The sequence below is a fragment of the Shouchella patagoniensis genome (assembly GCF_002019705.1).
GTDB classification, from domain to species: domain Bacteria; phylum Bacillota; class Bacilli; order Bacillales; family Bacillaceae_D; genus Shouchella; species Shouchella patagoniensis.
Genome location: NZ_KV917377.1, coordinates 2,694,485 through 2,718,099 on the forward strand (window position 1 = coordinate 2,694,485; position 23,615 = coordinate 2,718,099).

Genomic DNA, 23,615 nt, shown 5'->3' on the forward strand with positions numbered 1-23,615 from the left:
TCCTCTGATAATTATTAATTAGAGCAATACTATTTTCCTGCAGTCAAGGTATTCATTTTGATTATCAACATTCTCCATACTTGAAACTTTCGGTATCCCACGGTTTACGAATTCATGGTCAAGTTCTTCAATCGCAAAATACTCATGTTCATTGTTTGCCACATTCCCAACTTCCATTAAATCGATTGTTTTTCCGTTTGCTAGCTCAATCTCATAAAAGAATCTTCTTGTTTGTTGGGAAAAGGGCCGGTACGAACCTTTTCCATGGACGCCCGTATGAACGTTTGTGACCTCTTCATATGAATACTCATTCCCTTGCGGATGAAGAGAGGAATAATCAATGACTTTCTCATTGGTGATAACCCTCACACCAAAGAAAATGACGTATAACAAGAGAATGTTGCCACCACAAACAGCAACCACGAAGTACTTCTTCTTAGTTGAGAAACGAGAGCTCTTTCGCGTTCTTCTTTTTCTAGGGCCCTTTGTCAGAACTTCAAATAAACCAATAATAAGGAGAAACGGATAGAGTAAAATATGAATAGAAAACGGATAGTTAAAAGTCCATAATACATAGTTTTCAGGCACCAGTACGGTTTCTTGTGCTTTCACAATAAACAAATACATAATTAACGTAAAAAGCATATTGGCAACGATTGAGACCGTAAACAGTAGAATAGTCCGTATTGTCTTTTTCTTCCCAGTTCAAACCTCTATTCACTTAACGATTACGAAACCCTGCTAACCCATGATTCGTAAAATAATGAATTAATGCAGCCATTTCTTTAGGTGATTCTTTTTTTCCGTTAGCGAGCCAGCTTTCAATCACATCAATTCCTCCACTAACAACGAGCAATGGAATGTACTCCGACAACTTTCCACGTAAATGGAATTCATCAATCCATTTCCCCATAATAACGGTATGTGTTAACTCCATTACTCTTTTCTTAAACGTTGTATCACCATTCTTACTTAGGAGAATCTGACAAAGATCACTTTTGTCGGCAACATATTCAAGTATTTTTTCCGTCATTTGTAATACTTCTTCTTCTTTCTTAAAATTGTATTGGTTTAACGTTTGGTACATATCATCTACAATCTCTTCGCTAATTTTGTCTAGCAGGTCAGATTGGTCCGTGTAGTGACTATAAAAGGTGGACCGATTAATATCTGCTAGCGCGCATAGTTCTTTCACCGTTACTGCCGAGATCGGTTTTTCTTTTAATAATTGAATCAAGCAATCTTTTAAAACCATCCTCGTATATTTCTTTCGCCTGTCCATTTTCTCTGGCATTTCTTTCACAACCTTTTTTTGATTTTATCCAACAGTCATGAATGAAGTGTTGCGAAGCTAACAGATTCTAAACAACTGTTTGTTGTTTCTCCAACACTGTGTATATATACTATTAAAGGAAATAGTAAGAAAGTCAAGATGGGGTGAGAACTGAATTGTTTATCAATAAAATCATTCAGCATAAACGAGCCATCGTGCTTGTTTTTGCTGTTGTAACCGTTATTTCAATTGTATCGCAATTTTTTGTATCAATAAATTACAATATGGTGGATTATCTCCCAGACGATGCTCCCTCTACTGAAGCGCTAGAACAAATGGAAGCTGAATTCTCTGGCACCATGCCTAATACAAATGTTCTCGTTCGAGATATTTCCGTTCAAGAAGCATTGGACTACAAAGAACGTTTAAGCCTAATTGATGGCGTAACCGATGTCATGTGGCTCGATGATATGGCGGATACCCGCGTTCCACTTGAGGTCCTCGACTCTGACTTAGTTGAATCCTATTACAAAGATAGCCACGCTTTGTTTTCGTTAACGATTTCAGCCGGAGAAGAAGTGAATGCAACTGAAGAGATTTACGAGTTAATTGGTGAAGAAAATGCTGCTACAGGGGAAGCTGTTAACACGGCAACCTCTCAAAATATGACGAGTTCTGAAACATTTTACGCTGCCGCCCTATTAATTCCAATCATTATTATTATCTTAGTCGTATCAACGAAATCATGGGCCGAACCCATTTTCTTTTTAACAGCAATTGGTGTATCCGTATTAATTAATTTAGGAACAAATATATTCTTAGGCGAAATTTCCTTTGTCACTCAGTCAGTGGCACCTATTTTACAATTAGCTGTCTCTCTCGACTATGCAATCTTTTTACTTCATAACTTTTCCGATGAATTAAAACGGGGTGAAACACCGGAAAAAGCGATGGCCAAAGCAATGAAATCATCGTTCCCTGTTATTTTCGTCAGTGCCGTAACAACCTTTTTTGGTTTTATGTCTCTCATGTTAATGGATTTTGAAATTGGCGCAGACCTTGGTCTAAACCTAATCAAAGGGATTGTCTTAAGCTTTATTTCCGTAGTTGTCTTTTTGCCTGCCTTAACATTATTTGCATACAAGTGGATTGAAAAAACACAGCATAAAAGTCTTGTTCCGAGTTTTAAAGGAATTGGTTCGAAAATACTTAAATTTCGAGTCCCTGCTCTCGTCCTTGTATTTGCATTAATTGTACCTAGTTTTCTAGCCCAAAGCAGCACCTCTTTCACATACGGATTAGGTGATTTGCCTGAAGACACGAGAGCTGGGGCAGATGCCAAGATGATTGAAGAGACATTTGGACAGTCAACACCTATCGTGCTACTAGTGCCGAACGACGATATTGCTAAAGAAAATGAACTGGCAGATGAGATTAAAGCATTGCCTCATGTTGACTCGGTTGTGTCCTATGCGACGATGATTGGGACCGTCATTCCTGCTGACTTTCTCGATGAGACTGTGACAAGTGAATTTCAATCGGAAAACTATAGCCGTATTATGGTGTATACGAACGCTGGAGTTGAGGGAGACATTCCCTTTCAACTCGTAGAACAAACGCGGGAACTCGCTCACTCTTATTACGGTGATGAGGCATACAGCCTTGGTGAGAGCGTAACGCTTTATGATATGAAAGAGACGGTCAGTAAAGACAATCAAGTCGTTAATACAATGACCATTATTACGATTGCGATCGTATTAATGCTTACATTCCGGTCGTTCTCTATTCCAATTATCTTACTGCTTACGATTCAAGCGGCTGTCTGGATTAATTTATCCGTTCCGTACTTTACGAACGACTCCCTCGTATTTGTCGGCTACTTAATTGTTAGTACGGTTCAATTAGCTGCAACAATTGATTATGGCATTCTTTTAATGGAGACGTATAAGCATCATCGCCAGCACATGCCAGCTTACGCGGCAATGAAAAAAGCATTAGACGAAAAGATCTTCTCGATTATTATCTCTGCTGCGATTTTATCGAGCGTCGGATTTATTTTATGGTTTACATCAACCAATCCAACCGTGTCTTCCATTGGATTACTACTTGGAAGAGGCGCTGCTCTTGCTTTTTTACTCGTCGTCTTTTTCCTACCAGCTATGTTGTTGCTTTCGGATAAGTTGATTAAAAAGACAACCCACAAAGCCAATTTTTATGAGGAGGAGTAACGAATGAAACAAAAAACAACGCTGCTTCTTGCCGTTGCCGTACTAATACAGCCCACACTCCACGTAAGTGCAAATACAAACGAAGGAACCATTTCTTCTAAAGACGAAGTGATTTATGCAAACTTGCAAACGAATGGCAGCGTCGATGAACTATATGTAGTCAATGCTTTAGACGTTGAGGAAGAAGGAACGATTCTAGACTATGGCGCGTATGACCAGATCACAAACCTAACTGATTTATCCGAGATCACGCAAAATGACAATGAAATTGAATTAAACGTACCGACAGGCATGTTTTATTATCAGGGCAATCTTGAACAACAATCACAGCTTCCTTGGGCGTTCGAGATTACGTACGCATTAAACGGTGAACAACTTGACGGAGCTGACTTACTTGGAAGAGAGGGCGAACTTGAATTAGCCATTCAGGTTACACAAAACGAAGACATTGATCCCGCCTTCTTTGAAAATTACATGCTGCAAATTTCCATTCCGCTTAATAGCCAAAAGTTTAGTGACATTAACGCACCAGAAGCAACGATTGCTAACGCTGGTCAAAACAAGCAACTTACTTATACTGTCATGCCTGAAGAAGAAGCAGATTTCACCTTAACTGCAACTGTCTCTGACTTTGAATTTGAAGGAATTGAAATAGCGGCTCTCCCTTCTTCATTTGCGATTGATTCACCGGACACTGAAGAATTAACGGGAGAATTTGATTCTTTGACTGGAGCCATTTCTGATTTAACAACTGGTCTTGGTGATCTGCACGAAGGTCTGAACGGCTTATCTTCTGGGTTATATCAACTTAAGGAAGGTTCCAGTAACTATCAAGCAGGGATGAGCGAAACCGCTGGTGCTGGCAGTGAACTTGTTTTTGCATCAAGTGCGATTAAACAAAGCTTAAATGATTTAAACGAGGGACTCCAAGGGGATAGCATGGAAGCAACCGATTTCGATCTCGATATTGGGCTAGATGATGAATTGTTTGATGCCCTTAGTCAATTTTCAGGCGGCATGACTGAAATAGGCAGCGGGATTGAGGAATTAAGTACGAATTATGAGCAGGCCTACAATGCTCTAAAAACAGAGATTGACGACATTCCTGATCATGATATCGCGGAAGAAGACATTCAACAATTATATGAAAACAATCCTGATTCTGAAACTGTAGACATGTTAGTTGAAACCTATGCCGCTTCAAAAAGCGCAAAAGGAACGTTTGAGGCAGTAGATGAGGCTTTCGCTGCTGTGGCCCCAGCTCTTGCAGAAATCAAGACATCCGTTTTACAAATAGGAGAAGGAATTGATGCGTTTTCTTCTTCGATTGAAGAAGCTCTTAGCGAAATGGAAGACATTGACTTTGGTGCTGGTCTAGATGAATTAAAGAACGGCATAGATGAACTAGCAACACAATATGGGTCGTTCCATAACGGGTTAAATGAATATGCCAACGGTGTAAGCGAGCTTTCTGGCGCTTACGATGAGATTCATTCTGGCATTGAAGAGTCAGCGGGTGGCACAAATGAGTTATCCTCTGGTCTATCTGAAGTGCACCAAGGCATGGGAGAACTTGAGAAAGCAACCGCAGAGATCCCAGACGAAATGCAAACCGAAATCGATGAAATGATCGCACAATATGACAAATCAGATTATGAGGCGATCTCCTTTGTTTCACCCGAAAACAATGACATTGTCAAAAACGTACAGTTTGTGATCCAAACCGAAAGTGTAAAGCTAGTGGAGAATAACGAAGAAGCAGATGACGATGAAGACGAACCAAGTATATGGCAGAGGTTTTTGCAGCTGTTTAATTGGGGTTAAAAATGAAGGAAGCCCTCTTACCTTTTGGTAGGAGGGCTTTTTTTGTCTTTGAGTCAGGTTCATTCGTTATGTTGGTGTCCTGCAGTTAACATATATCGCTCTCGATACAGGATTATACAATAAGTTCTTTTCAAATGGAGAATGATATATAGTAGAATTGCATTCCTCATCAAATCGAAACCTTATAGCGAATTAATTGGTACAGTTTGCTCAAAAAACAGACTAATGGTACGATTCAATTCGTCTACAATAAAGGAACTTGAGAGAAAAGAGATGACTACATATGGAACTATCACTTCTTGTTTTTTCTTTAATTGGCATTTTCATTGGAATTCTTTCTAGTATGTTTGGCTTTGGTGGGGGCTTTGTTGTTGTTCCTATTTTATTCGCATTCCTGCCTGATACCATCCCATCAAATTATTTAATGCATACAGCTATCGGTACATCCCTCGCTGTAATGATTATCAATTCTTTTAACTCAACCATAAACCACGCAAGAAAAGGAAACGTAACTTGGTCGGTATTCAAACGATTGGTTGGATCGATTGCAGTAGGGTCTTTACTAGGTGGCCTCATCGCTGTTTTTATTAATAGCGAGGTTCTTCGAATTGCTTTTATCAGTTTGTTGGTTTATGTCCTCATCAGCAATAGCTTGAGAAAGACGTTTACAAAAGAAATCGATACACCTTTTCGTCTTCCGAAACCAAGATCAAGTGCTTTTGTTGGAACAGGAATTGGCTTTATCTCAACCTTGTTAGGCATTGGCGGAAGCGTCATGACCATTCCTTATCTTCGAAAAAAAGGAATGCGTATGCTAAATGCGGTTGCTCTTGCTACGCCATTAGGTTTGCCAATAGCCATTGTAGGCTCTGCCACCTATTTAATGACGGGCTTACAAGCAGAAGGAATGCCTTCTTCGACAATCGGGTTCATTTACCTCCCTGCACTTGTTGGATTTACAATAGGCGGATTTTTTGGCGTACCAATCGGAAGAAAATGGGCACAACAATTGCCAGATTCACTCTTTTCAAAATTTTATTTAATCTTGCTGTTTATTGTTGTCGTTCTTATGATTATTGGCTAGGGTTCAAGTGCGAGAGCCTCTAATAAAGGTTCTTGCATAAAAAGGAAACGAAAAACGCAAATTATTGAGCTTGCCATACAGTTCATTATCACAAATTCAAATACATTTATTACAAGCAAATGAAGGAGAATACAGATGAGCAGACGCGTTGTTGTTACAGGATACGGGGCTATTAGCCCATTAGGCAGTTCAGTTGATCGTTTATGGGAAGCCATTCAAGGAGGTCAATCAGGTATTCGCTTCCTTGAAGATGATGCATATGCTGCGATGCCTACAAAAATCGGTGGGATTGTATCTGATTTTGATCCAGAATACTACTTTGAAAAGAAAGAGGTCACGAAATACGACCGCTTCATTCAGTTTGCATACGCAGCATCGAAGCAAGCTCTTGAGCAATCAGGTTTGAATAGAGAAGAGATTCCTTTAGAACGATTTGGCGTATATGTTGGATCGGGTATCGGTGGCATTGATACAACAATGGAGAACCATTCGAATTTACAAGAACGCGGTCCCAGACGCGTGTCCCCTTTCATGGTGCCGATGATGATCAGCAATATGGCTACAGGTCTCATTGCGATTAAAACCGGGTTTAAAGGAACAAGCTTTTCTCCTGTTTCGGCATGCGCAACAGGCAACCATGCCATCGGAGAAGCGTTTTTAAACATTAAGCATGGATATTCAGACGGCATATTGGCTGGTGGCGCTGAAGCATCTATTAACCCTTTATCTTTTGCAGGTTTCTCAAAAATGAGGGCAATGTCCACAAATAATGGAACACCTAGTCAAGCAAGCCGCCCATTTGATAACGCTCGTGACGGATTTGTTATGTCTGAAGGAGCTGGGATCGTCATGCTTGAGGAATATGAGCATGCCAAAAAACGCGGAGCACACATACTCGGAGAAATTGTGGGCTATGGCTCCACAACAGATGCTTTTCATATCACTTCGCCTAACTATGATGGTGCGTCTCGAGCAATGCGCCTAGCTGTTGATATGGCAGGAATACAAAAAGAACAAATCTCTTACATTAACGCTCATGGTACAAGTACGCCAGAAGGAGACCGTTCGGAAACAAACGCCATTAAAGACTTATTTGGTGAACACGCCTATCAATTAAAGGTTAGTTCAACAAAGTCGATGACTGGTCATCTCTTCGGTGCAGCCGGAGGGTTAGAAGCAATCATCACGTTAAAAGCGGTTGAAAATGGTATCTTACCGCCTACAATTAATTACACCAATCACGATCCGGACTGTGATTTAGATTATGTCGCAAATAAGACCCAAGAACAAAAAGTCGATTATGCCCTTTCCAATGGATTTGGCTTTGGAGGGCATAATGCAGTCCTAGCCTTTAAAAAGTTTTCTAATGAGTAAAGTATCCAGGTGTTACTAAAACAAGGACTGCACAACGCGCAGCCCTTGTTTTGGTGTATCTACTTACGTATACAAACACTTTTTATAATTTACGAGCACCATTACCATGGCGACGAGTACATAAAGTATGGAGGTAATCGTAAGCATATGAAGTACATTTCCCACCTGAATGGCAATTGAATAATTAAAAAGTTGATGAATGATAATTGGAATTATAAGGTTTTTATTTATGTTATAAAAGGCAGTGATGATAATGGATACTGCAACAATCCCACCTAAGAAACAAATGATATATTGTACCAACTGCAATCCAGTGAATCCTGAGATAAGCCACAACGGCAAATGCCAAAACCCCCACAATATTCCAATAATTAGAGCTGATTTTAATGGACTAACTCGTTTTTGCAATTCATTTAATACAAATCCCCTCCACCCTAATTCTTCCCCTAGTGGTCCAAGAATGAAATTGTAGCCAAATAAAAGAAAAAGCGAAGCCCATGAAGCAGTCAATTGTTCGGATATTGGTACATTCCATACGATATATGATAGGAAAAGTACACCTATTAATAAGAGGCTTTGAATGCAAACCACACAGACTACCGTTAATACACTCAATTTTTCCCTAAATTGACTTTTTATATAGTTCCATAAGTTTCTATGTGGATAGATTTTACGAAACATCAGCACAAAGACAAATGTAGCAGACCATGATGATAAGACGATTAGTACTTCTACTGCAGGTTGAGCGTTTAATCCATACATCGTCAGTCCTATCACTAGAATAAATCCATATAAAGCAATGTACGTCCAGAAAACATATCTTTTTAGCATTTGATACAAACGATCACCATCCTTTATTAAAAAAAATCAATGGAATCACAATTCCATTGATTTTAAACGTAAACGATGGTGTAACACCCAGGTCAATAAATCTTTAGCAAGATGCTCATTGTTCTTTAACAGGAATATAGATCTCTAAAAAGGCTCGTTCTTTTTTATCAAGATATGTAATAAGACGGGTATTCACAAAAGCCATTCCCTTTGGTTTAAGACCACGCTCATTCCCCCACTCTAAAGTCGAAGCAAACACCTTATCTTTAATGTCGTTGTCTCCATTTCCATACCTTCCATCTTCAACAATCGTATAGATACATTTAGAATGTTGTAAATAGGATCGATGTTCCTCTCTAGCATTTGATTTTTGCTTTTCGACAATATACATCTTAGAATCAATAAATCCATCTTGATTAAACGTAAATGCTCTCATGATTTTGCTAAGAATATCATCCTTCTTCAAATCCATACTCTTCAGTATCAAGGGATACTCTAAAAAGGAATAAAAATCAGAGAACTCCCCTAGTACTTCATAAAGTGGGAGATCCCTTATGGAACAGTTATTTAAATATTTGTTTATTTCTTCACAAAATGCCTTTGTCTCCTTTATCTTTTGGAGCATATGCTGATTATTCCGGATCGTCTTCTCTAATTGGTCGGCTTTTATCTCTAATAAATGTTCCAGTTCATGTATGGCTCTTCCCTCTTGTAAATCTCTCACTTCTCTCATCGATAAGTTTCTCTTTTTATAAAAGTCCGCCACCATTAGTGTATACATATCCTTGTTATCAAATTGCCGATAATTATTTGTTTCACTTTGATTTGGTTTAACAATTCCAAGTTCCTCGTAATACCTTAGCGCATCTCTTGATGCACCAAGAATTTCTCCTAATTGACTTGTTCGATATGTATTCCTATTCATTCCATCTTGACCTCCTCAAAGAAATACGTTTGATCTCTATTTCTAACCCTCCAGTTCGAACGTATTCTCTATTTTACAGGTCTTTATTCGTACTTGCAGTGATTTTCCCCTTAAAAATGGTCATCTCCGGTTTAATGCGTCTCGCTACCACTTCTGCAGTGGAATCGGCTTTTGCGAGTATAAAATTTGCTTCCTCGTCCTCTCTCAGCCATTGGACCCTACCTTCTTTTGTTATAGCTGCCTTGCCCTGGGTGATGTAGTTTAAGCTTTGTGCTAACTCCCATTCATCACTCCATCTCGATGCTTCTGCTAGACGGCTTACTCTTTCAATGAGATCTCCATTCCCAAATGGGGACCATAGATCAAAGATGTTATCGCAGCCCACAGATACATGGACGCCTCGCTCCATTAGAAATCGGACAGGAGGAAAAGGTCTGCTTATTGGTACACTTGTAACAATGGTGATTCCTGCTTTAGCTAACAAATCAGCTGTCTCTTTCAGTTGGTTAAGTGGAACATCTGCTAGGCCAAAGGCATGACTAATGAACACATCCTTTTTGAGATCGGTCTCGATAACCAGTTGAGCTAGCCGTTTCATTGTAAAGGTCCCCAAATAATCCGCATCATGCAAATGCAAATCAATACCTACGTCAAATTCGTCTGCCAATTGGACCATCGTCTGTAACGATTCCTCTATATTTCCGTCAACGGAAGCTGGATCGACTCCACCTATATAGTGAACCTCTTTATACGTTAGTGCTTTTCTTAGAAGCTGGATCGTTTCATCACGTAATAAACCGTGTTGAGGAAAAGCAACGATTTCTACGTCTACTTTATCCTCAAATGTTTGGATGGCTTCAATAACTTCATCTAAATGGGTAAGTCCAATCTCTGGATAAATATCCACATGTGTTCGCAAATGAGTCACCCCATTTTCAACATAAATATCGAGGAGTTTTTCCGCTCGTTCCTTTATCGTTGTATCTAGGCGAGGGAGAATGTTCTTCTCCATTTCAAAGCGTTCAAAAATTGAATTCACTTTCTTTACCGGGCGCCACATCTCTCCAAGTAACGTCTTATCTAGGTGGCAATGCTTTTCTACTAAGGAAGGTAATAAGAGAAGTCCTTTTCCTTCAATATGGCTCTCTGTTTTATCCATACTGTGGTCATCCGTAATCACATGCTTCACCAAGCCATCGACGATTTTTACATGTACGGATTCCGTTTTCGTTCCAACATAATGTCCTTCCTCCTGAAGATATCCTGTTTCAATTCTTACATCCCTTAGCCAATATGTAATGCTCATGTGTGTGCCCTCCTCTAATTAAATCTTATTAACAATCATCTTTCCTTTAAAAAACACAGCTCTTCTCTCTGCACGCCTTGCCACTGCTTGTGCGCTACATACCGCATCCACCAATACTAAATCAGCTGGTGTCCCGACTGTTGGCCATACCCTGCTCCCTTCCTGATTAAGAGGCGTCACATTTCCGGTAATGAACGAAAGAGCATGATGTAAAGAAGACTCATCTTTCTTTCCAAACCTTTCAGCATAGACGCCCGCTTTGTCCAGGCTATCGCCATTCCCAAAAGGAGACCAATGGTCGGTAATGCTATCCGCTCCTAAAGAGACAGATACCCCCTGTTCGTGAAGAAAAGGAATGGGAATCGTTTTGCTAAGTGATACAGTTGAAGTGATATCAATAGTCTGCTCATTCAAGAGAGACGCCATATCTGCTAACTCATCCTCGCGAATATCTGCTAATGCCAAGGCATGACTAATGGTTACGCGCCCTTGCAAGTTTGCTTCTTTCGTTAAAGTAGCTAGACGCTTCATTGTAAACAATCCTAAGTGACCACTGTCATGAAGATGTAAGTCGATTCCTGCATTGTTCTCTACAGCTAATTCCACCATCGTCTGTAAAGACCGCTCAATGTCTCCATCAATCGTAGCAGGGTCTACCCCGCCAACTAGAGTGGCTCCATTTTTTAGAGCATCCTGTACATACGGACTAGCTTGTCCTCTAATCAGACCTTGTTGCGGAAAAGCAACAATTTCGATATCAACGTGATCTTTATACTTTTCTCGAGCCTCTACAGTGGCCTCTAACTGATGCACCCCCTCTACATGACCGACATTACAATGCGTACGAATCTTAGTTGTACCTGACTCGATAAGCAAGTCGATAAGCTTCTCGGCGCGTTCCTTCGTATACGGTTTTAATTGTGGAAGCAATACGTCTTCTTCTTGTAAACGCGTAAAAATCCCACCTGTAGCTTTTGTTGGAGCTTTCCATGGACCACCATAAAACGTCTTATCTAAGTGAATATGCATATCTCTAAACGACGGCATGAGCAATAAACCCTTTGCATCAATAGAGGTCACATTTTCTTTTGGCTGTTCTTCTTGAATCTTCACAATAGAATCTGATTCGATTTGTAGAAAGAATCGTTTTGTCTCGGTGCCAACCACTTCTTTATTTTGATAAATAAAGCCTGTTTCAAGCGCAACATTAAAGATCCAATATGTAGACGTATGCATTTGTTCCCTCCTATAATGGCTTAATCAAATGGTAGCACACCTTTTAGACATTTCAGTATATGAATAAAATGGAGTAGAATAAGGTTTATCATATAGGAACAATGGTAGAGGGTGAATGAGGATGGATCTTAAGCAACTACGCTACTTCAAAGAAATTGTTGAGCAAGGAAACATTTCAGCTGCAGCTGAAAAATTATATATGTCACAACCACCTCTGAGTCAGCAGTTACGCTCATTGGAAAAGGAATTAGATACATTGCTCTTTCATCGCAACGGAAGAAAGCTTGAATTAACAGCAGCTGGTCGCTCCCTCTATCAATCTGCATTAGATATCTTGCAGCTTACTGAAGAAGCAAAACAAAACGTGAAGGACATTGGAGCCGGGTTACGAGGTACGTTAAGTATTGGTGTGAATACGTTTTCTTCTACCGAATTACTGACTAGTATTCAACAATTCTATCAGCTCTATCCAAATGTTCACCTTAAGATCCAGCAAAATGAATCAAGTCACTTATGCCAGCTAGTAAAGGACAGAACCATTGAGTTAGCGCTAATCAGACTCCCTTTACATCTAAGTGACTTCGAGGTCTTACATTTAAAAGATGAACCTTTTTATTTTGTCACATCTGAACAAATGCCATTAAACAAAACAATCACTTGGCAGCATATAAACGACCACCCATTAATGTTACCAAGCTCAGAAGGATTAGGCGTGTACTCCCTTATACGCGAGCGCCTTGCCAAAAGAGGAGTGGACCACTCCCTAATAGGCGAATGCTCCGACATTCACCTCCTTACCCAAATGATTGATCTAAATATGACGAATGCCATTGTCCCTGAAGCCTTCGTCAAACAGAACACCTATTCAAACATAAAGGCCCTTGAGATTTTAGACGATGAACCATTCCTATCACCCGTCGGATTGATCTGGTTAAAGAATCATAACCTTTCAAAACCTGCAGAGAGGTTAGTGGAAGCGCTGAGGGAGTTGGTTTAAGCTTAAATTAGTCTATGAATAAAAATAAAAAAAGGAAGCTATTCCGCTCCCTTTGTTAGATTATCGAGTTTATAACTGTTGCTTCTTGATTTTACCTGTACACTTTTTTCAAGCTATGAAATGAGTAATAAAACGTATGATTGTTTTTAATATATTATTTCAAAAACTTTGTTCTCTTTAAACTACCTTTTTAAGTTTGAACGAAATATTAAACTAGTAATATACTCAACAATATCCCAAAAATGAAGCCTAGAACATGAGAAATAGCTCCTTTTATACCTATTAAGTTACCTAAAATAATATAGAGGATTAGATACATTGTTGGCCAAGTATCAATCTTTAAATCCAATAATTCTAGGGATTGGATATACAAATAAAAACCACAACCAATTAAAGCAAATATACCTGGGGATGCTCCTGTCCCTTTAGTAAATGAAGAAAATACAGAAAATAACAAGGAAACGAAAAGGTTTCCGACCATGTAAATAAGCAGAAACAACACACTACCAATTTTGTCTTCTAAAAAAGAACCTACGAAATATATACCGAAAAGGTTTGCCATCATATGTAATAAGTTCATATGGAAAAATGGGGCTGTGATGAGCCTATACCATTCTCCTTCCCCATATTATCAAAACTCTTTCCAGTCCCCCAACTAGACAATTTATTCTTTAAAATGAGTTCATCTGCAAAATAAATAAGTGCATACATAAAAATGAATGTCAGTGTTATGGGAGATGTATTTGCGTTTTGACAGACTGAATAAACAAAAAATATACTATAGATTGCACCTAAAACAACTAGGATATTGTCCTTAACTTTCTTCATATGAAAGTTATCATCCATAAAGATGAGATCGAATACTTGTGAAAAAGAGGGATATAATACACAAATGACATATTATTTGGAGGTAATGTAAATGGACAAAGCTGCAATTATTACAGGAGCTGGTAGTGGATTAGGACAAGCTGCTGCTATTCGTTTAGCAAAAGAAGGAGTTAATATTTCTGTTGTAGATGTAAATGAACAAGGTGGAAAAGAAACTGTTGATATGGTGAAGGAGTTAGGAGTAGACTCGATTTTTATCAAAGCGGATGTTTCAAAGCCCGAAGAAGTTAAAAACTACGTTGATAAAACCGTTGAACATTTTGGAACAATTGATTATTTCTTCAATAATGCTGGAATATCAGGTAGCGGTAAGTTTTTCTTAGATACAGCGATTGAAGAAATTAATAGCATTGTTGGTATTAACTTAATGGGTGCTTTATATGGTGTTCATTATGTCGCAGAAGTCATGTTGAAAAATGGTGGAGGATCGATTGTGAACACTGCTTCAAGTGCCGGTGTGATTGGTCAGGATTCTGTTGTAACATACGCTGCTACTAAGCACGGTATTGTTGGTTTAACAAAGAGTATGGTTGCAGAATATGCAAAAGATGGCTTACGTGTAAATACTATTGCTCCAGGTCCTACAGAAACACCGATGGTAAAAGAGTTTTATGAAGCAAATCCAAAAATGAAAGAAAATGCTACAAGTGGGATACCGCAAAAACGTTTAGGTACTCCAGAGGAAGTGGCAGAACTAGTAACCTTCTTACTCACTTCTAAAGCTCAATACATCAACGGTGAAGTAATTCGCATTGATGGTGGGTTCACAAATACTAAATAACATAGCTAGGCATTTAAGTCACATAAAGCGATTAGGATCAACTAGAAAAATCATTAATCATTTAATATAGATTTTTGGGTTTATCATAAATTACTGATTAATACAAATTTAGCGAATCGTTACTTATTAGGTTATTTTTTGTTTTATTGCAACCCTTAATGTTAGCAGGTTATGGAATGAAACGTTAGGCGTTCTTGGAAAGATTCTTTTCCTCACAATTGCGTGTGTGTATATGAATCTTTCTGGAGAACGCTTTTTTTGTGTTTTAAATAATTCCATAAAAGATTGATTTCTTGCACCTTTTTCCTCCTACATATCAATGCACGGCTACGCAGCTACTGGGTTGGATGAAATAGTTAAGGACGCTAACTTAACACGAGGTGCAGTCTATCACTACTTCGGGAGTAAAAAAGGGCTCTTTCTTGCTGTACTAGAATCTGTTCAGAATGAAGTTGCAGAAAAGGTTGAAGCTGAGTCAGGTAAGAGCAAAGATGTATGGGAGCAGCTAATTCTTGGCTGCCGTGCCTTTGTCACCACAGCCGTCGAACAAAAAAATAAGCGAATCATGCTTATAGACGGGCCGGCAGTGCTAGGATGGGAAATTTGGCGAAGCATGGATGAACAAGGCTCTATGCGGTTATTGCACGAACAACTCCAATTTAGGCAGCAACAAGGGTACTTTGAATCGGTATCCATTGATGCGTTAACGCATATCCTCTCAGGTGCGCTGAATGAATCTACTCTATGGATTGCACAGATGCCAGATGTGATGGAGTCGGTGGAGGCAATTCTTCAGCACTTGCTTTCCGAAAGCAGTAAAGTTAAATGAAAAGGCAGTTCAAATTCATTGGTATTCTATTTAATATTTCCGCTTAGATTCCTTTAGATTTCAAAAAACCTTATTTACTTATGATACGGTTCCCCCCTCATAATCCGGAAACTCCTATACACTTGCTCCATTAGCACAAGCTTCATCAGTTGGTGAGGGAAAGTCATCTTAGAAAATGACAGCAGTTCATCTGCTCGGTCGTATACTTCATCTGCTAGGCCTAATGATCCGCCAATAATAAACACCACTTTACTCTTACCGTGAATGCCCAGTTGTTCAATTCCTTTAGCGAGTTGTTCACTTGTTTTCATCTGGCCTTCGATGGCGAGGGCGATGACGTAAGCATCGGCATTTAGTTTTGCAAGAATTCGTTCGCCTTCCTTTTTTTTGACGATTCGCATGTCTTCTTCACTTAAATTTTCAGGTGCTTTTTCATCAGGGACTTCAATCTCTTGAATTTTTGCGTAAGCACCTAATCGTTTTTTGTATTCCTCCATACCTTGTTTTAAATACTTCTCTTTTAGCTTACCAACTGTCAGAAATGTGATATTCACTTGTGTATAACTCCTCCTTGTGACAATTGGCACTTTCGTATAAAAAGTGCGCTCTATTCCTTTTTCTCCTATTTCCAAGTAAAATGCCCTTATTCACAAGTAATCGTTTACCCCCAATGGGGATAAGTGTTTCAAGAGGATAGCATCTTTTATCCACAGAACTTATCCACATATCAACAGTGTTTATATCTAACTATTTCGCCACTGTGTATACGGCTTTTTCCTCGCAATAACTACATTTTTCTTCAGTTTCGCACTTTTCCACAACCGGAGGGACTTCCCATTCATCCACAGCTACATCTAAAGCGAGTTCAATATGTTCATTACATGCAAAAATCATTTGTCTCTTCCTTTCTATATCCGTTAGTCATTATAGCATGTCCCTTATCCACAGGCGAGCATACAACGTAACGCTCACGAACCTCGTTCACACAAAAAAAGCCTCCTGCATCTATGCAGGGGCTCTATATTTAAATATCCGGTTGCTCGTTAAGGGTAACATCTACCGTTTGTTCTTCGCCATTACGATAGAACGTAACAGAAATTGTATCGCCTACCGCCATATCACTGTATAATGCTTTTCGTAAGTCTTGAGCGTTTTCAATCGCTTCTCCCTCTATTTCAACAATGACATCACGTTCTTGAATGCCTGCATCAGCAGCTGGGCTACCGCCACTCACACCGACAACAACAATTCCTTCTGTCACATCTTCTGGTAAACCAAGACTATCTTGCAGCGCTGCACTTGGCAACTCATTAACGTTACGCAATGTAATTCCAAGCGTTGGCCGTCTTACTTCCCCATACTGTTCAAGATCCGCAATAACAGGCTCAACGATTGATGTTGGAATGGCAAAACCTAGTCCCTCAGCCATACCAGCAATTTTCATTGAATTAATCCCAATTACTTCACCGTTAATATTGATAAGGGCGCCTCCACTATTACCTGGATTAATCGCTGCATCGGTTTGCAGTACTTCCGCATTCCAATCAACTTGACCATTGCCACTTAAATCAACAGGGATGCTTCGCTCTGTTGCACTAATAATTCCTTGCGTTACACTTCCTGCAAATTCAAGACCGAGTGGGTTCCCAATGGCAATTGCAGGTTCACCAACACTCAAGTTATCCGAATTTCCAAAGACAGCATACGTATCAACATGCTCATTATCAATGCGCAATACAGCAAGATCTGTTAATTCATCTTCACCAACAACTTCTGCTTGCACTCTAGTACCGTCAGTGAGAGCAACTTCTACTTCTGAAGCTCCTTCAATGACGTGTTGATTCGTTACGATATAAGCGGAATCTCCATCTTCTTTATATATAACTCCAGAACCCGTTCCGCTTTCACTCGTATCTCCAGAACCAAACATATCCATTTGTTGCATATTAATGACCCCAATCACCGAGTCGGATACGTCATTAACAACATCCATTATAGCAGAATTCACATCTAAATTAATGACATTTGAATCAGCTTGTTCGGTTTGTGGAGTAGCAGCAGCATCCTCATTGTTTTCGCTTGCCTCATCATTAAACCCAAGGCTTGACATTACTGGTGATACCATTAGCATAAGGGCTCCACCAATAATTGCTCCCCCGAATGCAGAAAAGCCAGCTACACGGCCGTTATTGCTTTTTTGTTTTGGTTCTTTATAACGAGATTCATGATCATCATAATAGCCCATACGTAAACCCCTTCCGTCTTATCTAAATGCATTCTATTGTTCTTTTATTATACCCATTCGTCCCATCTCATCTAGGTCTATTAGCGCATTTAAATGATTTTTGACCGTCTTCCAACAATTGTTGATAAAGTAGCGCCAATCATGGTAAAAAAACAAACAGACATCCATTTATACGTATTTATTTACGTTTTCCCCTCTTTTTAAACCACTGAGAGAGGGGTTGGGCTATTTGGATCCGTATCATATAACTGAAGTGACTCCCCCACACGGTGTCCTTCTTGTTCGAGTACTTGTTTTACAGTCATACGAGCGAGATCTTTCATATTATTATCTAAGCTAAGATGCGCCAAATAAATATTAGCATCTTTATTTTGTACAACTTCACTTAACGCAAGAGCGGCATCCTCATTTGAGACATGGCCTAAATCACTCAAAATGCGCCTTTTTACGTTCCAAGGATAACGTCCGACTCGTAGCATGTTCAAATCATGATTGGATTCAAATACGTACGAATCAGCGCCTTCTATGGTTCGTTTAATTCGTTCGCTAACATAGCCCATATCAGTCGCTATCACAAGTTTCTTTCCATCATGTCGAAAACAATAAAACATTGGATCAGCAGCGTCATGAGAAACACCAAACGACTCCACTTCGATATCCCCAAAAGGTTTTACCGCTCCTTGTTCAAGCTCAAACTTCTGATCAAGGGTTAACTGACCGAGAGACTTTTCCATTGCTTTCCACGTTTTTTCGTTTGCATAGATTGGCACTTGGTGTTTCCGTGCAAAAATGCCAACCCCTTTAATGTGGTCACTGTGCTCATGTGTCACAAGGAGAGCATCCACACTTTTTGGATCACGGTCTATTTTAGCAAATAATTCATCCATCTTTTTACCGGTTAAACCGGCATCAATTAAAATGCGCTGTGATGCGGTTTCCACATACATCGCGTTCCCCGTGCTGCCGCTTGCTAGCACGCTGAACCGCATACTCATTCTTTTTCCTCCCCCATCGATGCTTACACCTTACAACTCTTGATTTCCTGGAAGAGCAGGTTCCTCATTCAATTCCTCTTCCTCGTCTTCTTCCTCATCGATGTTTGTTTCATCTGGATACCATTGGTGCTGGTCTCCTAAAACCGCATTTACTAGATAAATACGGATGACAGGTTCTTCTGATGTCTCTAATGTTTGATCAACTGTCACCGCCCACATTGGTGAAAAGAAACGAGGCGTTTGATCAGCTAAACTATAGTAGCCAAATTCAATATCGACGATGCTATTATTCCTCAAAATGTAATGGTTGTTTAGTAAGCTTTCTATTGCGGTCATATAATTTAAAATTTCTCGGTCTTCGGTATTGTTTTCTACAAAAGCAAAGTGGCGTTGTGTATAGCCTATCGCTTCTCCCTCATCATTTATTTCCACTACAAGAGGCTCGTCATCATTTACATGCGCCTCTACTTGTCCATATAACTGATTAAAATAAATGAAATTCTCTTCCGTACGAGCATATACATAATCGCTCCCATATAGCATGTATCGGGAGAGAAGTGGCTGAAGAGAAGAATCGTCTTCTAGTAATTCGGAAATATCAATTGGTTCTTCAAACAGTGCTGTAATTGTTGAGCCTGATTGAGACAATTCTACTTCTTGTTCTGGTAACCCTGCTACATCTTCTTCAGTAAATGTCGTCCGGCCCCCCTCTAGTACAACACCACGGGCGTTATTCACATTCACTTCACCCTCGGGCAAGTCGATATTATTTTGATCCAGCCTCCCTAGAATTCCCGTCGATTCTTCAATACTTACCAGTTGATTACGGACAAGATCAGAAAATTGCCAGCCAAGAAAAATGTTTAGCAAAAAGAATGTCACAATAAAAATGGATTTTGTTCGACTCCAATTCATGACGGGGCCTCCTCATCAAACGGCACGCGCTTCCAATCGCCCTCGCTTTCGTAGTACCAAGTCGGCACAAGTTCAACATTTGATCTATTTGCGATAACCGCACGATAACCTAATTGAACATTTGTTACCGACTCATTCCATTCCGTTTCATTTGCCTCTTTTATTCTGGAAACTGCTGCTTTTCCAGAAGGGACTTGTTTATCATATTTTTGTAATGCAGATCCATCTAATCTGAATAGCGGACGCTGCATATTCGTCACTTGCGTACCTGCGCGGGAAACAGAAAACTTCATACTATCCCGTTCATCATTGTTACGGTAAAAAACGGGTAAACCATCCACTTGCATTCTGAAATCAACCGTTTCACTTGTTTCTCTTACCTGCCAATTACTAAGTTCGTAATCATCCGTCCACGCACCATTCTCGTTAATGAAACTTGTACCCGCTTCAATAATATGACGGCTACTCGTTTCTGACGAATCAGCGACAAAAGGGTAGCTATAGTTTAAAAACATCAGTGTGCCATCAATTGTTACAATGCGACTACCATCGGTATACACATATTCCCCATTTAATTGGTTCTGCCGTGGCACTTCAACGGTGCTACTAAACAAACGTTGATTAATTGGAGCCACTTCAAGACGCGCTAACTTATATTGTTTTTGGACAACCGTTTGTGGTTCTGTTGTAACATACAAACGCTCACGCAATAACATCTCTAAATGATCCGTTTCCTTAGCGATTTCCGCACTTAACTCGTCTTCTTCTTCAGATAGCATGGTGGCAAGTTCAGATGCTAATAACGACGTTCGGATTGTAACAATCTCATCAGCTTTTACAGAAGCAAACTGGATGCTCACATTATCGCTATCTGAACGACTATAAAAAAACATGCGATCGACGTCATTGAGTCGGATCATTTCTTGATCTTCCTCATACTGATTTAGTAAATAATTGGACGGAATGGCGTCTGGAAAGACAACTTCAATTCCTTCCAATTCCGATACATCTTCATTATCAATCGTTTGAATTAAATCAAGCCGCTGCAAATCATTCACCATTGCTGCATATCGTTCCGAACCTTTTTCTACGAGTGAATACGTATCACTCGCTTCATGTACGATTAGTTGCTCCGGTTCAATTAGCTCCCAAACTTCCCGTTCTTCAATGAATTCCTCAGTTTCGTTATATTCTTCCTCATTGTCGCTTGTTTCTAACGCTTGCATATTTGGTTGGTACGTCCATAGTTGGTACGTGAAAAACAAGCTCAATCCAATCATTGCAATGAGAGTGACCGTCTTAAACTGTTCGTATCTCACACTTTTCCTCCTTTAAAGGTCGAGTATGGCAAAGTGATATAGATGGTTGTCCCTTCATTGTATTCACTATGCACCCAAATGTCGCCATCATGGGCATGAACGTACTCTTGGGCAATAGCAAGTCCTAAACCAGTTCCTCCAACATTTCTTGCCCGGGCCTTATCAACTCGGTAAAAACGCTCAAAGATTTTCTCTTGAGATTCTACAGGAATGCCTAACCCTTCATCTGTAATACTAATACGTGCTTTATTTCCTTGATGAAGCAAGGTTACTGTTACATTTCCACCAGAAGGAGAATACTTCATCGCATTCGAAACAATGTTATCCAACACTTGCGTCATTTTATCCGTATCGATTTTTACATATGTTGGTTGTTTCACAATATGGCGATGAAAATAGATGTTTTTATCTTTTACAATCATCTCAAAACGTTCAACAATGCTATGCAAAAACGAACCAAGCTCGACCCAATGAGTACTTAATTGATAGTCTTGGGAATCCATTTTCGATAATTGAAGCAAATCATTAACCAGTCGAATCATCCTGTCGGTTTCATTTTGAGTCACACCTAAAAAGTGTGGCGCAATTTCTTTATCATCCATTGCTCCATCAGCGAGCGCTTCTAAATAACTTTTCATTGTTGTTAACGGAGTTCGTAATTCATGGGAAACATTTGCCACAAATTCACGTCGTTCGTTTTCACTTTTCTCTTTTTCAGTTACATCATGGAGGACCGTAATGAGACCATTGATTGGCCCATCATCTTCTTGTATTGCCGAGAATTGGGCTTCTAACACCATTACCTCTTCTCCCTTACTGAAATCAAGCAGAAGTGGTTCATTTCTTTCATATAATGAAAAAATACTGTTTCGATCTTCAATGTTTAATACATCTAGAATGGATTTGCGTAAAACATGTTTTAACGAAATTCCTAGCAACTCTTCCGCCCGGCGATTCATTAAGATAATTAATCCACTTTGATCGGTCGCGATTACACCATCTGTCATATGAGTAAGGACGGACCGCAAACGTTTTTGCTCTCTGTCGCGCATTAACGTTGTGTCATGTAGTTTATTTGTTAATTCATTAAACGACATAGCAAGCTGACCAAGTTCATCGGTACTGTATACATGCACTTGCCGAGAAAAATCCCCGTGCCCCATCCTTAATGCTTGGCGACGCATATCTAAAATTGGCGCCGTAATTGTTCTGGCAACAAAAATAATAACTAAAAACGTAACAAAAAGGGCAATTGTTGTTGCCGTAATAAAGATCTGATTAATTGTTTGCGCTTGTTCATTTACTTTTTCTATCGATGCTTCCACATAAACGGCACCAAGTATTTCTCCAGCGCCTTGCTCGGCTCGTATCGGCTGAGCTTTAACCACGTATCGTTCTTGGTTGTTCTCATTAAATCGTTCACTAAATTGGTATGGTGTACCATTCAAGGCACGCTTTACAATCGTATGCTGTGTTTGCTGACCGATTATGCTTCTATCTGCATCCGATGAACTGGCAAGCACGACTGCATTACGTCCAATAATCTGCGCTTTCCCGTAGCGAACATTATCATCACTAGCTGGAAAAGCGTTTCTTACTAACACATCCAAGTCTTGCTCAGTAGAATCATCTGTCTCCATTTCCTGTGCAGCACTTAGTGATAATAAATTGAGACGTTCATTTAGAACCGTCTCATAGTTATCCTTCAGACTCTGCTCGAGCTCTCTAGAGAAATAAACACTAACAACTTGCATTGCCAAAAAAATAAGCAACATGTAAATAATAATCAGTTTAAAACGGATGGATTTAAAAAATCCTACATTACGCTCCATTTAGCGCTGCTCCTGATTTTCCGGCGCTGATAAAAAATATCCGACTCCTCGTCTTGTCATGATCCAACTTGGATAGCTCGGATTATCTTCCACTTTCTCTCGAAGTCTTCTCACCGTTACATCAACCGTGCGCACATCACCAAAATAATCATAACCCCAAACTGCTTGCAGTAAATGTTCTCTTGTCATAACTTGTCCAAGGTGTTTGCCTAGGTAATGAATAAGCTCAAACTCACGATGAGTTAAATCAACCGGTTCGCCTCTTTTTTTCACTTGATAGGCTTCTGGAAGGATCGATAGATCTCCAACCGCAATTTCTTTATGCGTAGACGTTGCATCTTCTGCCACCACTTGTTGACGACGTAAATTCGCTTTTACACGTGCGAGTAATTCTCTTGTGCTAAATGGCTTTGTTACATAATCATCCGCACCCAATTCAAGACCTAGCACTTTATCAATTTCTGAATCTTTAGCTGTTAACATAATGATTGGTAAATCATATTGTTTTCGCACTTCTCGACATACTTCCATTCCATCTTTGAATGGCAACATAATATCAAGTAACATTAAATCCGGTTTTCGTTCTTTCACTCTTTCTAGCGCCTCATTACCGTCATACGCACATGTAACGTCAAAGCCTTCTTTTTCAAGATTAAACTTTAAAATATCAGCGATCGGCTTCTCGTCATCTACTACTAGTATATATTTATCCATTATGAACCCCCTGCGTCAT

The 23,615-nt window shown here is 39.6% G+C and carries 21 protein-coding genes and 1 pseudogene; 7 read left to right on the plus strand and 15 right to left on the minus strand.

Features of this window, described 5'->3' with window-relative positions:
* Positions 1–18: 18 nt before the first annotated feature.
* Both BK584_RS24200 and BK584_RS14200 read right to left on the minus strand, forming a co-directional pair.
* Positions 19–645: a hypothetical protein gene (locus BK584_RS24200; RefSeq protein ID WP_139365676.1), complete on the minus strand. Its 627-nt coding sequence runs from the start codon at positions 643–645 to the stop codon at positions 19–21.
* 76 nt (positions 646–721) lie between these two features.
* Entirely contained in the window at positions 722–1,294 is a 573-nt protein-coding gene (locus BK584_RS14200; RefSeq protein ID WP_078393219.1) for a TetR/AcrR family transcriptional regulator, read from the minus strand.
* 155 nt (positions 1,295–1,449) lie between these two features.
* On the opposite strand from BK584_RS14200, the gene BK584_RS14205 reads away from it, so the two are divergent.
* From BK584_RS14205 to fabF, 4 genes are all read left to right on the plus strand, one after another.
* Positions 1,450–3,501, plus strand: coding sequence for an efflux RND transporter permease subunit (locus BK584_RS14205; RefSeq protein ID WP_078393220.1), 2,052 nt, complete (start codon positions 1,450–1,452; stop codon positions 3,499–3,501).
* Positions 3,502–3,504: 3 nt separating this feature from the next.
* Positions 3,505–5,325: a methyl-accepting chemotaxis protein gene (locus BK584_RS14210; protein ID WP_078393221.1), complete on the plus strand. Its 1,821-nt coding sequence runs from the start codon at positions 3,505–3,507 to the stop codon at positions 5,323–5,325.
* A 283-nt stretch (positions 5,326–5,608) separates the two neighbouring features.
* Positions 5,609–6,409: a sulfite exporter TauE/SafE family protein gene (locus tag BK584_RS14215; RefSeq protein ID WP_078393222.1), complete on the plus strand. Its 801-nt coding sequence runs from the start codon at positions 5,609–5,611 to the stop codon at positions 6,407–6,409.
* A gap of 135 nt (positions 6,410–6,544) precedes the next feature.
* Positions 6,545–7,783 carry a beta-ketoacyl-ACP synthase II gene (fabF, locus tag BK584_RS14220; RefSeq protein WP_078393223.1) on the plus strand — a complete coding sequence of 413 codons (1,239 nt, stop codon included), beginning with the start codon at positions 6,545–6,547 and terminating at the stop codon, positions 7,781–7,783.
* A 63-nt stretch (positions 7,784–7,846) separates the two neighbouring features.
* Here fabF and BK584_RS14225 read toward each other — a convergent pair whose 3' ends face one another.
* The 4 genes from BK584_RS14225 to BK584_RS14240 all read right to left on the minus strand — a co-directional run bounded on the left by BK584_RS14225 (position 7,847) and on the right by BK584_RS14240 (position 12,081).
* On the minus strand, positions 7,847–8,614 hold the full coding sequence (locus BK584_RS14225) for a CPBP family intramembrane glutamic endopeptidase (RefSeq protein WP_245809013.1): 768 nt from the start codon (positions 8,612–8,614) through the stop codon (positions 7,847–7,849).
* Positions 8,615–8,729: 115 nt separating this feature from the next.
* On the minus strand, positions 8,730–9,539 hold the full coding sequence (locus BK584_RS14230) for a MerR family transcriptional regulator (protein WP_078393225.1): 810 nt from the start codon (positions 9,537–9,539) through the stop codon (positions 8,730–8,732).
* Positions 9,540–9,612: 73 nt separating this feature from the next.
* Positions 9,613–10,845 (minus strand): amidohydrolase, encoded by a 1,233-nt coding sequence (locus tag BK584_RS14235; RefSeq protein WP_078393226.1) that lies wholly within the window; start codon positions 10,843–10,845, stop codon positions 9,613–9,615.
* 18 nt (positions 10,846–10,863) lie between these two features.
* The gene (locus tag BK584_RS14240) at positions 10,864–12,081 is read right to left on the minus strand and encodes an amidohydrolase (protein ID WP_078393227.1); all 1,218 of its coding nucleotides are present in this window, start codon (positions 12,079–12,081) and stop codon (positions 10,864–10,866) included.
* A 121-nt stretch (positions 12,082–12,202) separates the two neighbouring features.
* On the opposite strand from BK584_RS14240, the gene BK584_RS14245 reads away from it, so the two are divergent.
* Positions 12,203–13,078 carry a LysR family transcriptional regulator gene (locus BK584_RS14245; protein ID WP_078393228.1) on the plus strand — a complete coding sequence of 292 codons (876 nt, stop codon included), beginning with the start codon at positions 12,203–12,205 and terminating at the stop codon, positions 13,076–13,078.
* A 208-nt stretch (positions 13,079–13,286) separates the two neighbouring features.
* Here the strand turns inward: BK584_RS14245 and BK584_RS25585 are convergent.
* Positions 13,287–13,685: pseudogene (locus BK584_RS25585) on the minus strand (rhomboid family intramembrane serine protease); the annotation flags it as partial.
* A 312-nt stretch (positions 13,686–13,997) separates the two neighbouring features.
* Here BK584_RS25585 and BK584_RS14260 point away from each other — a divergent pair.
* Positions 13,998–14,747: an SDR family NAD(P)-dependent oxidoreductase gene (locus tag BK584_RS14260; RefSeq protein WP_078393231.1), complete on the plus strand. Its 750-nt coding sequence runs from the start codon at positions 13,998–14,000 to the stop codon at positions 14,745–14,747.
* Positions 14,748–15,066: 319 nt separating this feature from the next.
* Positions 15,067–15,576: a TetR/AcrR family transcriptional regulator gene (locus BK584_RS14265; protein ID WP_078393232.1), complete on the plus strand. Its 510-nt coding sequence runs from the start codon at positions 15,067–15,069 to the stop codon at positions 15,574–15,576.
* Between the two features lie 74 nt (positions 15,577–15,650).
* Here the strand turns inward: BK584_RS14265 and rlmH are convergent, their stop codons facing one another.
* The 8 genes from rlmH to yycF form a co-directional block, all read right to left on the minus strand.
* The gene (gene rlmH / locus BK584_RS14270; protein ID WP_078393233.1) at positions 15,651–16,130 is read right to left on the minus strand and encodes a 23S rRNA (pseudouridine(1915)-N(3))-methyltransferase RlmH; all 480 of its coding nucleotides are present in this window, start codon (positions 16,128–16,130) and stop codon (positions 15,651–15,653) included.
* Positions 16,131–16,323: 193 nt separating this feature from the next.
* A complete protein-coding gene (locus BK584_RS14275; RefSeq protein ID WP_078393234.1) occupies positions 16,324–16,470 on the minus strand; it encodes a CxxH/CxxC protein in 147 nt (48 codons plus the stop codon).
* A gap of 130 nt (positions 16,471–16,600) precedes the next feature.
* Positions 16,601–17,821 (minus strand): S1C family serine protease, encoded by a 1,221-nt coding sequence (locus tag BK584_RS14280; protein ID WP_078393235.1) that lies wholly within the window; start codon positions 17,819–17,821, stop codon positions 16,601–16,603.
* Between the two features lie 200 nt (positions 17,822–18,021).
* Positions 18,022–18,816 (minus strand): MBL fold metallo-hydrolase, encoded by a 795-nt coding sequence (locus tag BK584_RS14285; RefSeq protein ID WP_078393236.1) that lies wholly within the window; start codon positions 18,814–18,816, stop codon positions 18,022–18,024.
* Positions 18,817–18,846: 30 nt separating this feature from the next.
* A complete protein-coding gene (locus tag BK584_RS14290; RefSeq protein ID WP_078393237.1) occupies positions 18,847–19,731 on the minus strand; it encodes a two-component system regulatory protein YycI in 885 nt (294 codons plus the stop codon).
* A complete protein-coding gene (locus BK584_RS14295) occupies positions 19,728–21,050 on the minus strand; it encodes a YycH family regulatory protein (RefSeq protein ID WP_078393238.1) in 1,323 nt (440 codons plus the stop codon). The genes BK584_RS14290 and BK584_RS14295 overlap by 4 nt, the downstream gene beginning before the upstream one ends.
* Positions 21,047–22,882, minus strand: coding sequence for a cell wall metabolism sensor histidine kinase WalK (gene walK, locus BK584_RS14300; protein WP_078393239.1), 1,836 nt, complete (start codon positions 22,880–22,882; stop codon positions 21,047–21,049). Before walK ends, BK584_RS14295 begins: the two co-directional genes overlap by 4 nt.
* Positions 22,883–23,596, minus strand: a complete 714-nt coding sequence (gene yycF, locus BK584_RS14305) for a response regulator YycF (RefSeq protein WP_078393240.1) — start codon at positions 23,594–23,596, stop codon at positions 22,883–22,885. It lies immediately after the preceding gene.
* Positions 23,597–23,615: the final 19 nt, after the last annotated feature.

Bases quoted from the DNA above. Each gene is read 5' to 3' on its own strand.
- BK584_RS14290 (WP_078393237.1), bottom strand. From the start codon at position 19,731: ATGAATTGGAGTCGAACAAAATCCATTTTTATTGTGACATTCTTTTTG.
- walK (WP_078393239.1), bottom strand. From the start codon at position 22,882: ATGGAGCGTAATGTAGGATTTTTTAAATCCATCCGTTTTAAACTGATT.
- yycF (WP_078393240.1), bottom strand. From the start codon at position 23,596: ATGGATAAATATATACTAGTAGTAGATGACGAGAAGCCGATCGCTGAT.
- BK584_RS14215 (WP_078393222.1), top strand. From the start codon at position 5,609: ATGGAACTATCACTTCTTGTTTTTTCTTTAATTGGCATTTTCATTGGA.
- BK584_RS14245 (WP_078393228.1), top strand. From the start codon at position 12,203: ATGGATCTTAAGCAACTACGCTACTTCAAAGAAATTGTTGAGCAAGGA.
- BK584_RS14240 (WP_078393227.1), bottom strand. From the start codon at position 12,081: ATGCATACGTCTACATATTGGATCTTTAATGTTGCGCTTGAAACAGGC.
- BK584_RS14260 (WP_078393231.1), top strand. From the start codon at position 13,998: ATGGACAAAGCTGCAATTATTACAGGAGCTGGTAGTGGATTAGGACAA.
- BK584_RS14275 (WP_078393234.1), bottom strand. From the start codon at position 16,470: ATGATTTTTGCATGTAATGAACATATTGAACTCGCTTTAGATGTAGCT.
- BK584_RS14230 (WP_078393225.1), bottom strand. From the start codon at position 9,539: ATGAATAGGAATACATATCGAACAAGTCAATTAGGAGAAATTCTTGGT.
- BK584_RS14280 (WP_078393235.1), bottom strand. From the start codon at position 17,821: ATGGGCTATTATGATGATCATGAATCTCGTTATAAAGAACCAAAACAA.
- BK584_RS14210 (WP_078393221.1), top strand. From the start codon at position 3,505: ATGAAACAAAAAACAACGCTGCTTCTTGCCGTTGCCGTACTAATACAG.
- fabF (WP_078393223.1), top strand. From the start codon at position 6,545: ATGAGCAGACGCGTTGTTGTTACAGGATACGGGGCTATTAGCCCATTA.
- BK584_RS14225 (WP_245809013.1), bottom strand. From the start codon at position 8,614: ATGCTAAAAAGATATGTTTTCTGGACGTACATTGCTTTATATGGATTT.
- BK584_RS14285 (WP_078393236.1), bottom strand. From the start codon at position 18,816: ATGAGTATGCGGTTCAGCGTGCTAGCAAGCGGCAGCACGGGGAACGCG.
- BK584_RS14265 (WP_078393232.1), top strand. From the start codon at position 15,067: ATGCACGGCTACGCAGCTACTGGGTTGGATGAAATAGTTAAGGACGCT.
- BK584_RS14235 (WP_078393226.1), bottom strand. From the start codon at position 10,845: ATGAGCATTACATATTGGCTAAGGGATGTAAGAATTGAAACAGGATAT.
- BK584_RS14200 (WP_078393219.1), bottom strand. From the start codon at position 1,294: ATGCCAGAGAAAATGGACAGGCGAAAGAAATATACGAGGATGGTTTTA.
- BK584_RS24200 (WP_139365676.1), bottom strand. From the start codon at position 645: ATGCTTTTTACGTTAATTATGTATTTGTTTATTGTGAAAGCACAAGAA.